The sequence below is a fragment of the Acinetobacter sp. ATCC 27244 genome, assembly GCF_000156555.1.
In the GTDB taxonomy this organism is placed as follows: Bacteria; Pseudomonadota; Gammaproteobacteria; order Pseudomonadales; family Moraxellaceae; genus Acinetobacter; species Acinetobacter haemolyticus.
Genome location: NZ_GG665963.1, coordinates 43,725 through 60,762, shown reverse-complemented (window position 1 = coordinate 60,762; position 17,038 = coordinate 43,725). Strand labels below are relative to the sequence as shown.

Genomic DNA, 17,038 nt, shown 5'->3' with positions numbered 1-17,038 from the left:
ATAAATTGAATAATGTAAATTTAGCATCGATTAAACAAAAAAAGGACGGTCAAAACTGACCAGTCCTTTTTCTGTGATGAACGTTGCATCTCATTCTAATCTATGATTAGAACGCGAAGTGTTCCGCATCAAGTTCAAACAATGGCGCAACACCAGTTGAAAGTACATCTACATGTGAGCGAATACGTGGCAAGATCTTCTTGAAGTAGAAGCGAGCAGTCGTTATTTTTGCATTGTAGAAGTCAACGTCAGTGGTGCCTTCAGCTAGTTTCTCCTGAGCAACCAATGCCATACGAGCCCATAGGTAAGCAAGCGTTACATAGCCAGAGAAATACATGTAATCAACTGCAGCTGCACCAACTTCATCAGGGTTTTGCATTGCGCGCATACCGATTTGCATCGTGATGTCGCCCCACTCTTTGTTTGCAGCAGCTAAAGGTGCAACAAATTCTTGCATTGCTGCGTTGTCTTTGTTCGCTTCAACAAATTTATGGATGATCTTGGTGAAGTCTTTTAACATTGCACCTTGAGTTTGCAATACTTTACGACCTAACAAGTCAAGTGCTTGGATTTCAGTAGTACCTTCGTATAAGCAAGCAATACGTGTATCACGTACGATTTGCTCCATACCGTGCTCAGAAATAAAGCCATGGCCACCAAAGATTTGAACCCCATGATTTGCAGATTCGTAACCAGTTTCAGTTAAGAATGCTTTTGCAATTGGCGTCAATAAAGACAAGATGTTGTCAGAGAATTTACGATCTTCTTCAGTTGCACCTTGTTCAACGATATCTGCGTGTAGACTCAACAGATGCACTAGTGCGCGACCACCTTCTGCAAATGCTTTCTGCGTCAACAGCATGTTACGTACCGCAGGGTGCACAATGATTGGATCTGCTTCTTTTTCAGGCGCTTTAGGACCTGAAAGTGAACGCATTGCTAAACGATCTTTCGCATATGCTAAAGCACCTTGGAAAGAACCTTCAGATGCAGCAAGACCTTGAACGGCTGTACCAATACGTGCAGTGTTCATGAATGTGAACATGCAGTTTAGGCCGCGGTTTTCTGGTCCGATCAAGTAACCTTTTGCTTTATCAAAGTTGATGACGCAAGTTGCATTACCATGAATCCCCATTTTGTGTTCGATTGAACCACAACGGACAGCGTTACGCTCGCCTAAAGAGCCATCTGCATTTACATTGAACTTTGGTACGATAAATAGTGAAATACCTTTGGTGCCTTTAGGTGCGCCAGGAAGACGAGCAAGAACAATATGGACAATGTTCTCAGCCATGTCATGTTCACCTGCTGAGATAAAGATTTTCTCGCCTGTGATGGCATAGCTACCGTCTGATTGAGGCTCAGCTTTGGTACGAATGATACCTAAATCAGAACCTGCATGTGATTCAGTAAGACACATGGTGCCGGTCCAAACACCTGAAACCAAGTTAGGTAGATAGGTGGATTTTTGTTCATCTGAACCGTGATGTTCTAAAGTACGCACAGCACCATGAGAAAGACCTGGGTACATGCCCCATGCCCAGTTTGCTGTACCTACCATTTCTGAAATCACGTTTCCTAGAGAAACAGGTAGACCTTGACCGCCATATTGCTCTTCAGCAGACAGCGATGGGAAGCCAAGTTCGATATATTTTTGATACGCTTCTTTGAAACCAGTAGGCGTAGTGACAACACCGTCATTCCAAGTACAACCTTCACGGTCGCCTGATTGGTTGATAGGAGAAAGTTCATTCTCACAGAAATCTGCCGCTGCTTCTAAATATTGATCAACCAATTCACGGCTTACGGTGCCCTGAAATGCAGGCAGTTTTGCGTAATGTGCTTCAGCATTTAATAATTCGTGCAATACGAACTGCATATCACGTAAGGGTGCTTTGTATTGTGGCATAGCGGGTTCCTCAATACTGGTCAAACCAGAGTTATAATCTTAGTCAATGATAAATGTGCCCAATGGCACCATTTTGTACCGCTAATCGTGCAACAAGTTATAGTTCGGTACAAGCTATTACAGGTCATTTCTTAGTGACTGCTAAGTCAAAGATTGTTATGTAGCCTGTTTAAGCACTGAGATTGTATGTGTTTTTTGAGGTTTTTACTCAAATTCGATCGCTAAAATCGTAAGCAGCTGTGTAAAGCAGTAAAAATGTGATTTTTATACTAAATTCCACCACTAAAAAAGGCGCTTCAATGCGCCTGTATCAACGGTGATTTGAATTAAGTTGTTGCATTACTTCCTCGTTTAAATTGTGATTTATCAGGCGTAAAGCGTACTTCACATGTTCCTTCGATTACACGATTATTCAACTGAACATTGACACGCTCACCAATTTTTTTCCCTTGGCAAGCTTGTTCTACTTTTGCTCGTTCCGCTTTGTGTTTCGCTCGCATTTGTTCACGATGTTCTAAGCGTTGTTCACGTTTGGCTTGCCACTCAGCACGTTGTTCTGGTGTAAGTTCACGTTTTTGGTGAGCATGACGCTGCTCTGCTTCTATTGACGGTTTTTGTGCTGTTGTTGATTGGCAAGCTGCTAAACCCATCGCAGAACCAAGTAGTGCCGCCATCATAACGAGTCTAGTTTTGTTCATCGCTATATCCTATATCATTGATTGTGATTTGATGGATAAAGATTAGATAATAAAGATGAAGAAACAATGGAGAGTTTTTTTGAAGCATGTTGGGTACAATTCATAAGTAGAACAATATTGAGACTTAAATTTTGAATGTTCGTCGTGTTCCGATCGCTTTGCGCTTATTTCTCACAGTGTTACTCACGACCTTGCTGATCGCAACGATTAGCTTAGGCGTGTTGCATTGGACGATGCAAAAAAACTTTGCACGTTATGTTGCTGACGTGGAAATGCAGAAGTTAGATCGTTTGATTGCCAATCTTGGTAACGTTTATAGAATATATCATGACTGGGGCAATGCGATTCAGGCACAAATTTTACAAATTGAAGGAACCGCCGCACCTGATGATTATGATCGTCTTTCACAGTGGTGGTTGCGTAGACAATATGATATTGCTTTACAACAACGTTATTTTAATGAACACACATTGTTAAACCTTTCACCAACGTTGACGCAAAATAATGCCGAGATCAGAAGTCGTCAGATCTTTAATGAAGAAGAATTACAGGTTTTAAAACAGAATTTACCATCAGAATATCAACCTTTTGAGGGGTTGCGTTTTCCACTCAGTCCAAGCCAATTTCGTTTGAAAAAAGAAGGCTCGGAGGACGAACAAGAAAGCAAAACCAACAGTGCTAATGTAAATACGCAAGCGAAAAAGCGTTTTGTATCAATACCTGATCGTTTAGGATTAAGCTCTCGTCTATCGTTATACAATGAAAATCAACAATTCATTGTGGGTGAACCATCATCGGATCAGTTGTCGTATCGCCCTATCATTGTAGATGAAAAGGTAGTGGGTTATCTCGGTCTGAAACCTGTTTTAGATCAGGATGATGCTTCTAGTATCAATTTCTTTAGTAACCAAAAGCGTTATTTATTTTTGGTTTATGTGCTGACTGTATTATCGAGTCTGGTGGCTGCATTGTTAATGGCAACCTATTTTAAAAAGCCAATTCAGCGCTTGCTTAAGGCAACTTTAGAGTTGACCAGAGGTAATTATCAACATCAGGTGATGATTAAACGAAATGATGAGTTAGGGGATTTATCAAATCAGTTGAACCATTTGGCTGATATTCTGCATCAACATGAACAATCTCGCCGTCAGTGGGTGGCTGATACTTCACATGAGTTAAAAACACCATTGGCCGTATTGCAAGCACAGATTGAAGCGATGCAGGATGGAATTCGAAAAGCGACACCAGAACATCTTGAGGCAATGATGCGTCAAGTATCCAGTTTAAAGAAACTAACTCAGGACCTAGCAGATTTAGCGCAGGCGGAAGCACAACAACTGAAATGTTATTTTGCTGAAGTCAATCCTTGGGATGTCGTACTACAAGAAGTGGAAAATTTTAAATCGACTTTTGAGCAACATCAGCTCGAGGTTGAATTATTAGGTGAGGGGGCATTGTTGTCCTTAGATCGTGATCGCTTTAAACAGATTATCGTGAATTTATTAGGAAACTGTGTGCGTTATACCGAAAAAGGCGGAAAAATACAGATTCATACTCAACAAGATCAACAACAATGGATATTGTATGTAGATGACAGCCCATTAGGGGTAAGTGATGAGCAATTGGCACGTCTTGGTGAGCGATTCTATCGTGTTGATGATTCACGTACACGCAGTACAGGCGGTACAGGTTTAGGCTTGGCACTCTCGACTAAACTCGCACAAGCATTAGGTGGTGCACTGACGTTCGAGCATTCTCCTTTAGGGGGATTACGCTGTGTACTCACGTTCCCAAAACAAATTAAACAACGTCGTAGTCCTCGGTTTGAGGATCGTAAAATAGGATGAAAATCATGAAACATATAATGTTGGTGGAAGATGAGGTTGAACTGGCTCAGCTCGTTCGTGACTATTTAGAAGCGGCTGGTTTTGAAGTGAGCATGTTTCATGATGGTCAAGATGCTTATACCCAATTTCAGCAACGCAAACCAAGTTTGATGATCTTGGATCTCATGGTGCCACGTATGGATGGTTTGACTATTTGCCGTAAAGTGCGCGAGCAGTCAGATTTACCGATTATTATGGTAACCGCACGAACTGAAGAAATTGATCGTGTTTTGGGTTTGAACATGGGTGCTGACGACTATATTTGTAAGCCATTTAGCCCGAAAGAATTAGTTGCGAGAGTACAAGCGGTACTCCGTCGTTTAGAGCGTAAGGCCGAACCAGAGCAAAATGATTTATTCCGCATCGATAAGGCTCAGCAACGTATTTGGTATCAACAAAAAGCACTGACTTTGACACCAACAGAGTTTCGTTTACTTGAGTTATTCTTAGAGCACTTAGGGCAGGTCTATTCGCGTGCACAATTATTAGATCATATTAATCCTGACAGTTTTGATGTTGCAGATCGCGTGATTGATAGTCATATTAAAAACCTACGTCGTAAGATCTCAGAAGCTGCGGACACAGGCAATCGCCATGAATGGATTCAAGCGGTGTATGGTGTAGGTTATCGTTTTGAATATCCTGAATAATCTAAAAGCTTGCCTTAGAGTCTTAATAAGGCAAGCTTAATCAACATATAAACTTAGAAACAAACCAAGAAACACATGATTTGGGATTTGTCTAAAATTATATTTACAGTATCACCATCTTTTGGAATGGTTACGGGTTTTTCAAAGGAAGTACCTTCTTTAATCACATAGCTCCAGTGAGCAATCTGATCATTTGAACCAATATGTTGATTGCCTACATAGACATCGGTTCTTCCTACAACTTCAGTACGGCTAACACTTTTTTCATAAGAAAAATTTGCAACGAGGATGTATTCACCTGCGGGTAGATTAGTGAATTTAAAATGTCCTTGATCATCTAAAATACGTGTAGACATAAAATGTTTAAGAATGTTCTCAGGAATTTGCTCAGGGATCTTTTGGTTGCGCTTAACTTGTTCGTACCATGCTTTAAACTCATCTGTCATCCAGATTAATCCAACTGCTTGACTTCCTTTTGGCGGGTATTGCTTTTTCGCAAGAATTGCACCTTTGTAAAAAGCTTGTCCAGTAATAGTTGAGTTACCCAATGGTCGAATTTCAGCTGTAGCCTGTTTCAATGTTTTGGTTTTGACTATTTTACCTGCAATACAATCCAGCATGGCATTACGCGCTAGAGCAAGACCGTCATAATCTAAGCTGAAAATGGTTGCATGATTGAGGCGCAATTGTAGATCGTGTTCAGCATCACGCATAGATTTTAGGGTTTGATGAATGTCTCCGGTACTGACTGCAAGTATTCCTGCATTTTGACTCGGTAAAATTTGAGCTTTAAGTGGCGTTGAGGCTAATTTTTTTTGTACCAGTTCAACACGTGCATCTTGAGGGGAGCGGGCTGTTGGGATATTTTTTCCTTGAAACAAAATGGTCGCACTCGACGATTGTTTGGTTGGCCCGAAAATGGAAAAACTAGTCTCTGAATCCTGTAAGGGTATAAATTGAATCGCACAGTTCATGCGAGGTTGTTTTAAGTCTTGTTTTAGTACCCAAGCGCCTAGAGCGGATCTCGAAATTACTTGGGTATCTTCATTTGAGATTGACAATGGGGCGGCGAATGAAGAACAACTAAAACTTAAAAAGACACACGCAAAAATTGTTTTTATTAATGTTGTCCGATACATTTTTAAGATCTCATTTATATTTTGCTTATTTTGTCATAGCTACTCATTTCCTAAAAGAGAGGATGGATAACTATCTTAATTTGTTTTGAGTATCTAAATAGTGCTCATTTATTTTAATGCTCTTATCCTGTGGATAACCACAAGTTTATCCACAGAAAATGTGGATATTTTTCTGAGTTTTGTGCTGCTTATATCTACAGTTATTTGGGGGCATTTAGAGCATTATGGGTGGATTACGATTTGAGTATTGTTATCCACCAATTGCCAGATTTCATCCATATCAATATTTCTAACCGCAATACAACCAAGTGTCCAATCTCCCTGAGGAAAATAAGTCATACTGGTTGGTAAATTAAGATATTCCTTTGGCACACTACCATGAATCATAATATCTCCACCTGCTGATCGTCCTTGTTGTTTTGCATAAGCGGCATCTTGTTCATTTGGATAGGAAATATGCAACGATTTATAATAGGCGCTATTGGGATTGCGCCAGTCGATGCTATATGTCCCTTCAGGTGTTTTTCCATCCCCCTCGAATTGTTTATGACCCAAAGGGTTAAACCCTAAGCGCATTGGATACTCACGAATAATCTCGTTGTGATGCTTGAGTTGTAAGATCCGTTGATGCTTAAACACTTCAATCTTGGTAATCGAGGTGTTGTCTCTAATGTATATGATTTCCTCGTCGGATAATGATTGTGGCATGACAGAGCCTGTCGGCATCATTGTGCTTGGAATATAGGCTCTGTAAACATATAGCCCTATCCCAATCAGCAAAATAATGATACTGGCACATATCGCTATCCAAGGTTTCATTGTTTTTATTCCTTTTGTATATTGATCCTTTTAGGATGAACAACTAACAGAAATTTCAGGGACGTCACTCGGCAAAGGAGCAATATCTTCAGCCGTTTCTAGATCAGGCTGTTTGCTATAAGGTAGATTCAGTAGCTTAAATAAACGATCAACTTCACTAAAATCACCACGTTCGGCTAGTTCAATCGCTTTTTGTGCCATGTGGTTGCGTAAAATATAATGAGGGTTAGCACTTTGCATAACTCGATCTAACTCGACTGTATCTTGAGTTTTGCGAATCTCCTGATATTGATGGAGAAAAGCATCAAACTGACGTAGGTCTAAGCAATCATCACGGAGGGTTTTATATTCCTTCTTCTGTAGGCGAATAAAACTTTGCGTATAGTCGAGTTGTTCCGTTTGCAAAATCCGCAAGAATGCAAAACTACAATCTAAACTGTCTTTATGAAAATGGGGGAGTCCCATCTTCTCGCAGAGTCCTTGACCATAATGATGTAAAAAGATTGGTTCAAATTGTTCTAAGCAAGTTGCTAAATCTTGTTTGAATTGTTCTTTATGCTCAGGCTTAGCTAAAGGAATAAGATTGTTCAACCATGTCCACAAATTCCAATGTCCAATACTCGGTTGGTTTTGATAGGTATAACGACCTTGGTAATCGGAGTGGTTATTAATCCAGTTTGGTCGAAAGCGTTCCATAAAGCCATACGGACCAAAATCCAAGGTTGAGCCTGTAATATTTAAATTATCGGTATTCATCACCCCATGCGCAAAACCGACCAATTGCCATTTGGCAATCATGATTGCTGTACGTTCAATCACTTTCTGGGCAAAAGCACGAATTGGATTATCTGCATCTAAGCATTCTGGATAGTGCCATTCGATACACTTCTGCGTGAAATCAGCTAAAAGTGCTGGTGCGTATTGGTTAATCCACTCGAAATGACCGAAACGAATATGGCAGTCAGATGTACGTAAAAGCATTGCACCGAGTTCTAAAGTTTCACGTTGTACGCCTTGGGATGAGGTGGTGAAGCCCACAGCATGACTCGATGCGACACCAAGTGCATTTAACGCATGTCCAGCAAGATATTCACGAATCACGGAACGTAATACAGCTCTTCCATCCCCCATACGAGAGTAGGGCGTAGAGCCTGCTCCTTTTAGATGAAGGTCTATGGTTTGTCCATGCTGATCTAGGATTTGTCCGATCAACAATCCTCGTCCATCACCCAGTTGACCTGCCCACTGTCCGAATTGATGCCCTGCATAAACCATAGCTAAAGGAGGAAACTCAGCAAAGGTTTTTTGTCCACTACAAATCTCAACCCAGTTGGCTTTATCCTCTGCACTCCATTGTAATTCATCGGCTAAGGCTTCATTGAAATGACCTGCTTTAGCACCGCGTAATGGGCTTGGTTGCTGTTGATGAAAAAGCTTTGTATCGAGAGAAGAGTAGCGTGGATTAAACTGCATAAGACAAGCATCAAAAGTATGAGCGAAGAATGACTATAGCAAATTTTCAGCTTGGCAGCGATGAGAAGCAGGGGAGGATTTGCACCTGATAGATATAAAAAAAGGCCTCTTTAAAGAGACCATTTTTTATCATTTATGTTTACTCAGAAACAGGTGCTTTTTTGATATTACGCATTAAAGTTTCTAAGCACTCACGATGATGAGCAAGACGATGCTCAAGTAATTGGAAATCAACTTTTAATTTATGGTCGATTTGATGAATCTTTTCTGCCATCGCTGCTTTTTTAGCTTGTAGCTCTTGCTCTTTAAGCTTTGCCCAATCATTTAATGTATGGGTAAATGCTTCGTATTCTTGAGCAATACGTTGCTTCATTTGCACGATATCTGTGTTTACATCATGTCCATAAATGGCCAAGTCTTGTTCAGCATATTTAAATTTCATCGCCAACTCAGCTTTTTGAATATTAAAGCTAGGTATACGACGTAAATTTTTAGCTAGACCTAATTTAGAGCTGGTCCAAATTAACCATTTTGTTGGGTCATATTGCCACCATTTCACACCATTGCGATAGTCGTATTGGAAGATATGATGGTAGTTGTGATAACCCTCACCCCAAGTGAAAATCGCTAAGACGAAGTTGTCTCGTGCCGTATTTTCATCAGTATAAGGACGTTTGCCCCACATATGACAGAGAGAGTTAATAAAGAAGGTAACATGATGACTGATAATCAAGCGCAACAGACCGCCTAGTAGAACTACACCCCAAACATCACCAACAGCCCAGCCAATACCACCCAATAAACCAACATGAACCGCAATGACCATCGGGACATAGTACTTGTGTTGGAACATCACGAGTTTGTCATTGAGCAAATCTGGTGCATTTTTGAAATCAGGTTGAGACGGTGAATGATCGCGGATCATCCAACCTAAATGTGCGTACAAAAAACCACGTTTGATCGAGTATGGGTCTTGATCTACATCATCGACATGACGGTGATGGGTACGGTGTCCAGAAGCCCAGAACAAAATACTATTTTGAACGGCAAAAGTTCCACCAATCATCAACAGAATTTTTAAGGGTAAAGATGCCTCATAAGCACGGTGTGCCCATAAGCGATGATAACCCGCAGTAATGCCTAGACTACTTAATGCTAAGAGAAAGAATAAACTTACCCATGCGCTTACACTAAAATCATAAAAATAAGCGTATAAAGGAATTAAAATAGCAGCAAGAATTGGGGTTCCAATTAAGGTAATGCTAGCAGTCCAGTTAATGGGTGCTTTTTGAGTGGGGCGGAATTCATATCCGGCAGCGCTCCTAACGACCTTGTTTGCACAAGATAATAAAACTAAACGAGATAGCAAGACCAATCTTCACGATATATTGCTATTTTAGCCCCGATATTAGCATGCTCAAATCAATAAGCACTAGTATTATTCTACAGTTGTATCGAAAGAACAGTAACAGAATTCGTTTGCCGAACTGGCTAATTTATTAAAAGGTGAAATAAATCAATGTCTGAGCAAATTATCGTGAAAAATCCTATTTTCTCTATAAAGGCATTTGTTCACAAAACTTTAATATTTTCTACTGTTTTGATGGTGGCTGCTTGTCAGAGTCAACCACAAAAAGTGCAAAAAAATACCTTACAACCTAAACCGGCTAATACACTTCCACCGATGCAGGTTCGTAAGAGTAGTGATGGAGTTCAAGATGTAGACTGGCAAATTACCACCATCCAAAACAAGCGGGCGTTATTCTTTAACCAATATCCAAGTTTTACTTTAAACTCTGTGAGCAAAAGTGTATCTGGGCATACGGGATGTAATAATATCTATGGGCGTTATCGCTATGATTTCGCTCAGCGTAAACTTGATTTCGATGTGAGAGCAGGGCATTACAGTTGTAATAAGTCTTTGGCACAAGAAGCAGAGTTGATGGATGCGATTCAGCGAGTCGAGCGTTTTCAATATGATGGAACCAACCTCTATCTATTGGATGCTAGAGGGCAACGCTTAATACAAGCACAACGTAAGAAATAATGTCAGAAGGTGGAGTGGTCTCCACCTTTTTTATTATGATAAATGCTGCAACATTGTTTGGGGAATATCCGTAATCAAACCTTGAATATCAAGTTGTTGTAAATGAATTGCACGTTCAACATCATTTACTGTCCAAACACTAATATCTAATTGCGCTTGCTGGGTCAGTTGAATGATTTCATCTGAAGCGAGTTGATCTTTCCAACCGATTTGACGACATTGATACTGATGTGCAAGTTCAATTGCATATTCACCGATTGGAACTTCGACCAAGAGTCCTCGTTTAAAAGTGCTCTGATGTTGCTGTAATGCATCTAAAATTTTTGTATCAAAGCTGGTAATAGTTGCTGTTTTTTCAAAACCTTGTAGTTCTTGCTGTAGTTTTATAATCAGCCGTTCAGCCGCAGCCTCATCAACGACTGATTTTACTTCAACTTCGATATGCTCAAAGTCGATTAAACAATCCATAACCTGCTTTAAACTTGGCGTAAATTCCTCAGTTTTCCAGTCTTGCCATTGATGGCGATGATCAAATTGTTCTGCTTCTAGCAGATTACAACTTTCTACATGTTGTAAGCGACCGGCAGTACGAACAAAATCATCATCATGAATTACGATGAGTTGGTCATCTTTAAGCTGACGAACGTCAAACTCGACTGCACGAATGCCAAGCCCATGCAGATAGCGGAATCCACCTAAGGTATTTTCAGGCGCTTCACCACGCGCACCACGATGACCAATAATTCGCATCTTTATTCACCTTGGAAATAGTTATGCTGGATCGATACTGTCATTAATATTTTTTTGCCACAGCACTTCGCTACCACCTTCGGCACGTTGCAAGGCACGTGAGGCAACAAACAACCAGTCGGATAAGCGATTCAGTAATTGTAAGGCTGTGGCTTGGATATTTTGGTCACGATTGTGTACCGACAATAAAGCACGTTCAGCACGACGACATACTGCACGGGCTTGATGTGCATAGCTACATGCCAAACTTCCTGATGGCAAAATGAAGTCTTTTAACATTGGTAAAGACTCATTCATGTGATCAATTTCTTGTTCCAGAAAGTCGATGCATACAGGTTGAAGTAAATGATAGTTTGGAATGCAAACTTCACCACCTAAATCAAATAACCAATGTTGAATCAAGCTTAAACTTTTATCCCAATGCGCTTTATTTTCAATTTGGCTGGCACTGATTTGTGCGCGAAGTACACCAATGGTTGCATTGAGTTCATCGACATCACCGAGCGCAGCAATGCGTAAATCATCTTTTGCAACGCGGGAACCATCTCCCAGACCTGTGGTACCTGAGTCACCTGTACGTGTATAGATTTTACTTAAACGATGTCCCATAGTTTTGTTTCTCTGATCCTGAAAATAAAAAGGGGATAATGTCGGTCAGAACATTACCCCGAAACTGGAGTGAAGAAAATGTTTTTATTATTTTAGCGCACGATTAATAACGGAATGTGACACCGGCAGAAGCTAAACGACCACCGTTGATGTAGTAAACATCACTACCGTTATAAGCAGTTTTGTAGTTTACATCACCGATATTTTCGATATTAGTAAAGATTTTTATCATTGGTGTCGGCTGCCAATATGCATTTACGTTAGTCGTAACATAACCTGGTGTTGTGGTTGGTGTTGTGGAAGGCCAGTCTGCAAAATCTTTAGATTTAGATTTAGCAACGATAGATGTCGAAATACCGTAGATTCCATCATCCCAACCAGTGGTTAAAGTCAAACTTTGTTTCGGGCGACGATTTAACTCTTTATTTGTTTCGTCATCTTTGGCTTGAACGTAGGCATATGTTGTATTTAAAAACAATTCATCCTGTTGCCATTTAAATGACGCTTCGCCACCTGTGAACGTTGCCTTGTTAACATTGATTAGCTTACCTGCTTGGAGGCTAATTAAATTATCAACTTTATTACGGTAAACAGATAAACCTAAATCAATACCGTAGTTTAGTTTTTGATCCACACCAATTTCATAAGAAAAACTTTCTTCTGGTTTTAGGTCAGGATTAGCACCCCAAGACATTGCATATAAATCATTTGTGGTTGGAGCACGGAATGCAGAACCAATATTCGCATAAACACTTGTAAGTGGTAATATTTGGTATCTGATCGCACCTTGACCTACGGTATGTGAGCCAAACTTTTCGTTATCTTCAACACGAACACCAACTTGAGTTTCTATACCATTTTGTTGATATTGATGCTGGAGAAAATAACCGACGGTATCTACAGATTCTTTGTATTTAACGTCTTCTCCACCCCAAAGATTTTTTGAGTACACATCACCTTTAATATCTTTGTATGTTGAACCCACTAAAATATTTTGAGTAGGGGTCATTTGCCATTTCGTATAAAGTTCAGCTTCTTGTGTAGTGCTGTAAACGTAGTCTGGTGAGTTATTTTGGTTCAAATCATCTTTGAACTGAGATAAGCGAGCGTGAATAGCTACATTATCAAGAATATTTACACGACCTTTTATGTTAATCACTTCATTTTTGAAGTCTTGAGAAACTAAGTTGCCATAGTTGTCATAGTCACTATAGCCTTCGTTTTCACTATAGTCGACAGACGCTGCAAATTGCTCTTTTTCAACACCAAATTTTGCACTATAGCCTTTTTGATCAAAGCTCGCTTTTTTATTGTCTTTTGCATCAGTCACTGGAGTGCCATCAGTTTCTAAGCGTTGCCCACGAATTTGAGCATAAAAACCATTTTCAGCAAGATCTGCACCAATGACTGATTTATACGTTTTGTTCTCGCCAATTTCACCAGTAACAAATGCTGAGTTTTTCTCTGGAGTTTTTGAGATCAACTGAATTACACCACCTATCGCATCTGCACCATATAGAACTGATGCAGGACCTTTTAATACTTCAATTTGTTTAATATCAGTCGTATCGATAAATGGTAATGATGCTGCGCCAGATGTATTTGAGTTAAGACGGACCCCATCTCTTAATAATAGGGTTTGATTTGTTTTAGTGCCGCGTAAGAAAATTTCCGTATATTGCCCATAGCCACCGCTTTGTACCATATTGATCGAAGCATCTGTTTGTAATAATTGCGGTAAAGAAGCAATAGGAGATTGCTCAAGAATCTTCGGTTCAATAATATTGATGCGCGCTGGAACTTCGCTAATTTTTTGTTCACTACGAGAAGCAGTTACAACAATTGTATCTAACGTTGCAGTTTTATTGGTTGATTGCTCTTGAGCAAAAGCAGGTGAAGAAAACCCCATCGTAATAGCGATAGCACCAACGAGGCGAGTTGGTTGAAAGACAGTAGACATGCATGCTCCAGACATTCACCCGTCGTGAATGATAATGTGGAAATAAACAACAAGCAGGTCTCCGGACTTCACTATATCATCACAAGAATGATGCTATTAATCATCTTCCCACATCATTCTGATGCAGTGATTTGGCGTAGAGCTAAGATTAATAATACGGTGTTACCGTTGCGAGGGCAGTGTTGGAATTCCACCAACTTCCCTATAAGCAAAAGAATTTGCTTTAGACTTGTTGCAAGATTACGCAAAGTATAAAGTGTTAACGTTTTTTAAACAATTGCATTTCGAAATCAACTTTCCCCCAACTGGGTCAAATTGCTTTACAATGCGAAAGTTTTAAAATATTCAAATTAAAATTGGACAGAGCATGCGCCAACATCAACTGCGAACTCGCGCCAAAATTTGTGGTATTACTCGACTACAAGATGTTCAAGCTGTAGTACAAGCAGGGGCGGATGCAATCGGTTTTGTATTTTTCCCGCCAAGCCCGCGTCATGTCAGTATTGAACAAGCAAAAGTATTGGCAAATGCAGTACCCGCTTATGTTCAGTTGGTAGGTTTATTTGTAAATGCAAGCGTAGAAGAAATACAAACAGTGCTTGATTCAGTTCCTTTAGATGTATTACAACTGCATGGAGATGAAACTCCAGAACAGTGCCAGCAGATTGCTCAGCAATGTAAACGTCGTTGGTACAAAGCGATTCAGGTTAAACCTGATTTAGATATTTTGACCGAAATTCAACGTTATCAAGCTGTCGGAGCTAGTGCTGTTCTACTGGATGCATGGCATCCTGAATTAAAAGGTGGCACTGGTCATTGCTTTGATTGGAATAAATTCCCTCAAATTGAAATTCCACTAATCTTGGCAGGGGGCTTAACCCCTGAAAATGTGAGTGAAGCTATTGATACTACAGCGGCTTTTGCTGTAGATGTCAGCGGAGGCGTCGAGTCCGCAAAAGGTATAAAAGACCAACAACTCATTGAAAAATTTATGCAAGGAGTCCAACGTGGATCAGCAAAACCTTAGTCAACAAAATCAGGCGATTGACTACACCCAGTTTCCAGATGCCCAAGGGCATTTTGGTATTCATGGTGGGCGTTTTGTGTCAGAAACGCTTATGGCTGCACTTGAAGACTTAGAAAGTCTTTATGGTCGTATGAAAAATGATGCTCAGTTTCTAGCAGAGTTTGATCGTGATCTTGCGTTTTATGTTGGTCGTCCTAGTCCTCTTTATTATGCTGAGCGATGGTCTCAGCACCTCGGCGGTGCGCAAATTTACCTGAAACGTGAAGACCTGAATCATACAGGTTCGCACAAAGTGAACAACACCATTGGTCAAGCGTTATTGGCAAAGTTATCAGGCAAGAAGCGGATTATCGCGGAAACAGGTGCAGGTCAACACGGTGTAGCGACAGCTACAATCGCCGCACGGTTGGGCATGGAATGTGTGGTATATATGGGCGCTGAAGACGTAAAACGTCAAGCCATGAATGTATACCGTATGCGTTTGTTGGGTGCGACCGTAGTTCCAGTGCAAAGTGGTTCAAAAACATTGAAAGATGCCATGAATGAAGCGATGCGTGACTGGGTAACCAATGTTGATAGCACCTATTATGTGATTGGTACGGTTGCAGGGCCACATCCATATCCGCAACTTGTACGTGATTTCCAGTCGATTATTGGTCGTGAAGCACGCCGTCAAATCCAAGAGCAAGCAGGGCGTTTACCTGATGCTTTGGTCGCTTGTGTGGGTGGTGGTTCAAATGCGATGGGCTTGTTCTATCCATTCTTGAATGATCAAGATGTGAAAATGTACGGTGTTGAAGCGGCTGGTTATGGTATTGAAACAGGTAAACACTCTGCGCCATTGAATGCTGGTCATGTGGGTGTTTTACATGGTAACCGTACTTATTTGATGTCAGATGCGCAAGGTCAGATCATTGAAACACACAGTATTTCTGCGGGTCTGGATTATCCAGGCGTAGGTCCTGAGCATAGTTTCCTCAAAGATATGAACCGTGTGGAATATGTGCCAATTAATGATGATGAGGCCTTACAAGGTTTCCGTGATTTGACTAAGATTGAAGGGATTATTCCTGCGCTAGAAAGCTCACATGCGATGGCTTATGTCACCAAACTTGCGCCAACCATGTCAAAGGATCAGATCATTATTGCAACGGTTTCAGGCCGTGGTGATAAAGACTTGATGACGGTTGCACGTATTGATGGTGTTGAAATGGTTGAGATGTAAATCTCACTGAAAAAATAGGGAGGCATTTGCCTCCCTATTTTTTGTAGAGCTATGGGATTAGTTTGATTCGATCTGTCTTTGGTGCGGTCAGTGGAGAGTTCTGGCTGATATAACGCTCTAACACGTCAATATCTTGACCTCCCCCAATAGGATTTTTACCCTGTTTTAAAACCGTGAAGTTATCACCACCATCGGCAATAAAGCTGTTCACAGTAACGCGATAAGTCTGGGTATCGACCAATGCTTGTCCAGCAATCATAATATTGCTGGCACGAGGTGATACTGAAGCATCTTGTTTATAGGAATAACTCAATTCTTTCGATGGTTGTAGTATTCGAGGCGTACCTGCATTTGCCCCAGACCATTGTTGTTCTAATAGTTCACGGATTTGTTTGCCTGTTAAGCTGAGTGTGACCAACGAATTTCCAAAGGGTTGGACACTGAACACATCCCCAAATGTGATTTGATTATTGCCATTTATCAATAGATCTGCGCGGACGCCGCCCGGATTCATCAAAGTAAAATCTGATCCTTGGTTGCTGGCTGCAAGCGCTGCTGCTTGTTGCGCATCTGCAATCAAATTACCCAGCGCAGTTTCGCCGCTTTCAGTACGATTGCGATCAATTACACTGGTTGCTGAGCCGACCACACGTGCAGAAATGGTCGCTACCGCAGGGCGATATTTATCTAAAATTGCTTCAATACTCGGTGTTTTGCTAAATTTTTGATAAAGATCTGTGAGGTTGACTGTCGTTGTACCAGAGGTATAGCTTTCACTTTGTACAGGAACTTGAGAAGCATTTTTTTTGATGACATCACCAGTTTTTCCATCGAGTTCAAGTTGGA

At 40.7% G+C, this 17,038-nt stretch carries 14 protein-coding genes, 1 pseudogene and 1 riboswitch; of the genes and pseudogenes, 5 read left to right on the top strand and 10 right to left on the bottom strand.

Features of this window, described 5'->3' with window-relative positions; translation table 11 throughout:
- Positions 1–106: 106 nt before the first annotated feature.
- Together HMPREF0023_RS13685 and HMPREF0023_RS13680 are read right to left on the bottom strand one after the other, a co-directional pair.
- Entirely contained in the window at positions 107–1,909 is a 1,803-nt protein-coding gene (locus HMPREF0023_RS13685; RefSeq protein WP_008942360.1) for an acyl-CoA dehydrogenase C-terminal domain-containing protein, read from the bottom strand.
- A 326-nt stretch (positions 1,910–2,235) separates the two neighbouring features.
- A complete protein-coding gene (locus HMPREF0023_RS13680; RefSeq protein ID WP_008942359.1) occupies positions 2,236–2,607 on the bottom strand; it encodes a hypothetical protein in 372 nt (123 codons plus the stop codon).
- A 131-nt stretch (positions 2,608–2,738) separates the two neighbouring features.
- On the opposite strand from HMPREF0023_RS13680, the gene baeS reads away from it, so the two are divergent.
- On the top strand, positions 2,739–4,454 hold the full coding sequence (gene baeS / locus HMPREF0023_RS13675; RefSeq protein WP_008942358.1) for a sensor histidine kinase efflux regulator BaeS: 1,716 nt from the start codon (positions 2,739–2,741) through the stop codon (positions 4,452–4,454).
- Between the two features lie 5 nt (positions 4,455–4,459).
- Complete coding sequence (locus HMPREF0023_RS13670; RefSeq protein WP_005083316.1) at positions 4,460–5,143, top strand: response regulator; 684 nt, start codon at positions 4,460–4,462, stop codon at positions 5,141–5,143.
- 53 nt (positions 5,144–5,196) lie between these two features.
- On the opposite strand, the gene HMPREF0023_RS13665 is transcribed toward HMPREF0023_RS13670, so the two are convergent.
- The 4 genes and pseudogenes from HMPREF0023_RS13665 to HMPREF0023_RS13650 form a co-directional block, all read right to left on the bottom strand.
- Complete coding sequence (locus tag HMPREF0023_RS13665; RefSeq protein WP_008942357.1) at positions 5,197–6,282, bottom strand: hypothetical protein; 1,086 nt, start codon at positions 6,280–6,282, stop codon at positions 5,197–5,199.
- Positions 6,283–6,504: 222 nt separating this feature from the next.
- The gene (locus tag HMPREF0023_RS13660) at positions 6,505–7,101 is read right to left on the bottom strand and encodes a L,D-transpeptidase family protein (RefSeq protein ID WP_008942356.1); all 597 of its coding nucleotides are present in this window, start codon (positions 7,099–7,101) and stop codon (positions 6,505–6,507) included.
- Between the two features lie 30 nt (positions 7,102–7,131).
- Entirely contained in the window at positions 7,132–8,574 is a 1,443-nt protein-coding gene (locus HMPREF0023_RS13655) for a protein adenylyltransferase SelO (RefSeq protein ID WP_008942355.1), read from the bottom strand.
- A gap of 139 nt (positions 8,575–8,713) precedes the next feature.
- Positions 8,714–9,882, bottom strand: a pseudogene (locus tag HMPREF0023_RS13650) (acyl-CoA desaturase).
- A 211-nt stretch (positions 9,883–10,093) separates the two neighbouring features.
- Between HMPREF0023_RS13650 and HMPREF0023_RS13645 the strand changes: the two are divergent.
- A complete protein-coding gene (locus tag HMPREF0023_RS13645; protein WP_008942353.1) occupies positions 10,094–10,621 on the top strand; it encodes an META domain-containing protein in 528 nt (175 codons plus the stop codon).
- A gap of 33 nt (positions 10,622–10,654) precedes the next feature.
- On the opposite strand, the gene HMPREF0023_RS13640 is transcribed toward HMPREF0023_RS13645, so the two are convergent.
- The 3 genes from HMPREF0023_RS13640 to HMPREF0023_RS13630 all read right to left on the bottom strand — a co-directional run bounded on the left by HMPREF0023_RS13640 (position 10,655) and on the right by HMPREF0023_RS13630 (position 13,940).
- Entirely contained in the window at positions 10,655–11,371 is a 717-nt protein-coding gene (locus HMPREF0023_RS13640) for a glycerophosphodiester phosphodiesterase (protein WP_008942352.1), read from the bottom strand.
- Positions 11,372–11,392: 21 nt separating this feature from the next.
- Positions 11,393–11,980, bottom strand: coding sequence for a cob(I)yrinic acid a,c-diamide adenosyltransferase (locus tag HMPREF0023_RS13635; protein ID WP_004640741.1), 588 nt, complete (start codon positions 11,978–11,980; stop codon positions 11,393–11,395).
- A 103-nt stretch (positions 11,981–12,083) separates the two neighbouring features.
- Positions 12,084–13,940, bottom strand: coding sequence for a TonB-dependent receptor plug domain-containing protein (locus HMPREF0023_RS13630; protein WP_008942351.1), 1,857 nt, complete (start codon positions 13,938–13,940; stop codon positions 12,084–12,086).
- 34 nt (positions 13,941–13,974) lie between these two features.
- Positions 13,975–14,188: riboswitch (cobalamin riboswitch) on the bottom strand.
- 119 nt (positions 14,189–14,307) lie between these two features.
- On the opposite strand from HMPREF0023_RS13630, the gene HMPREF0023_RS13625 reads away from it, so the two are divergent.
- Both HMPREF0023_RS13625 and trpB read left to right on the top strand, forming a co-directional pair.
- Positions 14,308–14,967 (top strand): phosphoribosylanthranilate isomerase, encoded by a 660-nt coding sequence (locus HMPREF0023_RS13625; RefSeq protein WP_005083299.1) that lies wholly within the window; start codon positions 14,308–14,310, stop codon positions 14,965–14,967.
- Positions 14,948–16,192, top strand: a complete 1,245-nt coding sequence (gene trpB, locus HMPREF0023_RS13620) for a tryptophan synthase subunit beta (protein WP_004640735.1) — start codon at positions 14,948–14,950, stop codon at positions 16,190–16,192. The genes HMPREF0023_RS13625 and trpB overlap by 20 nt, the downstream gene beginning before the upstream one ends.
- 49 nt (positions 16,193–16,241) lie before the next feature.
- Here the strand turns inward: trpB and HMPREF0023_RS13615 are convergent.
- Positions 16,242–17,038: 5'-nucleotidase C-terminal domain-containing protein (locus HMPREF0023_RS13615; RefSeq protein ID WP_008942350.1), on the bottom strand; the 797-nt coding region annotated here is incomplete at its 5' end.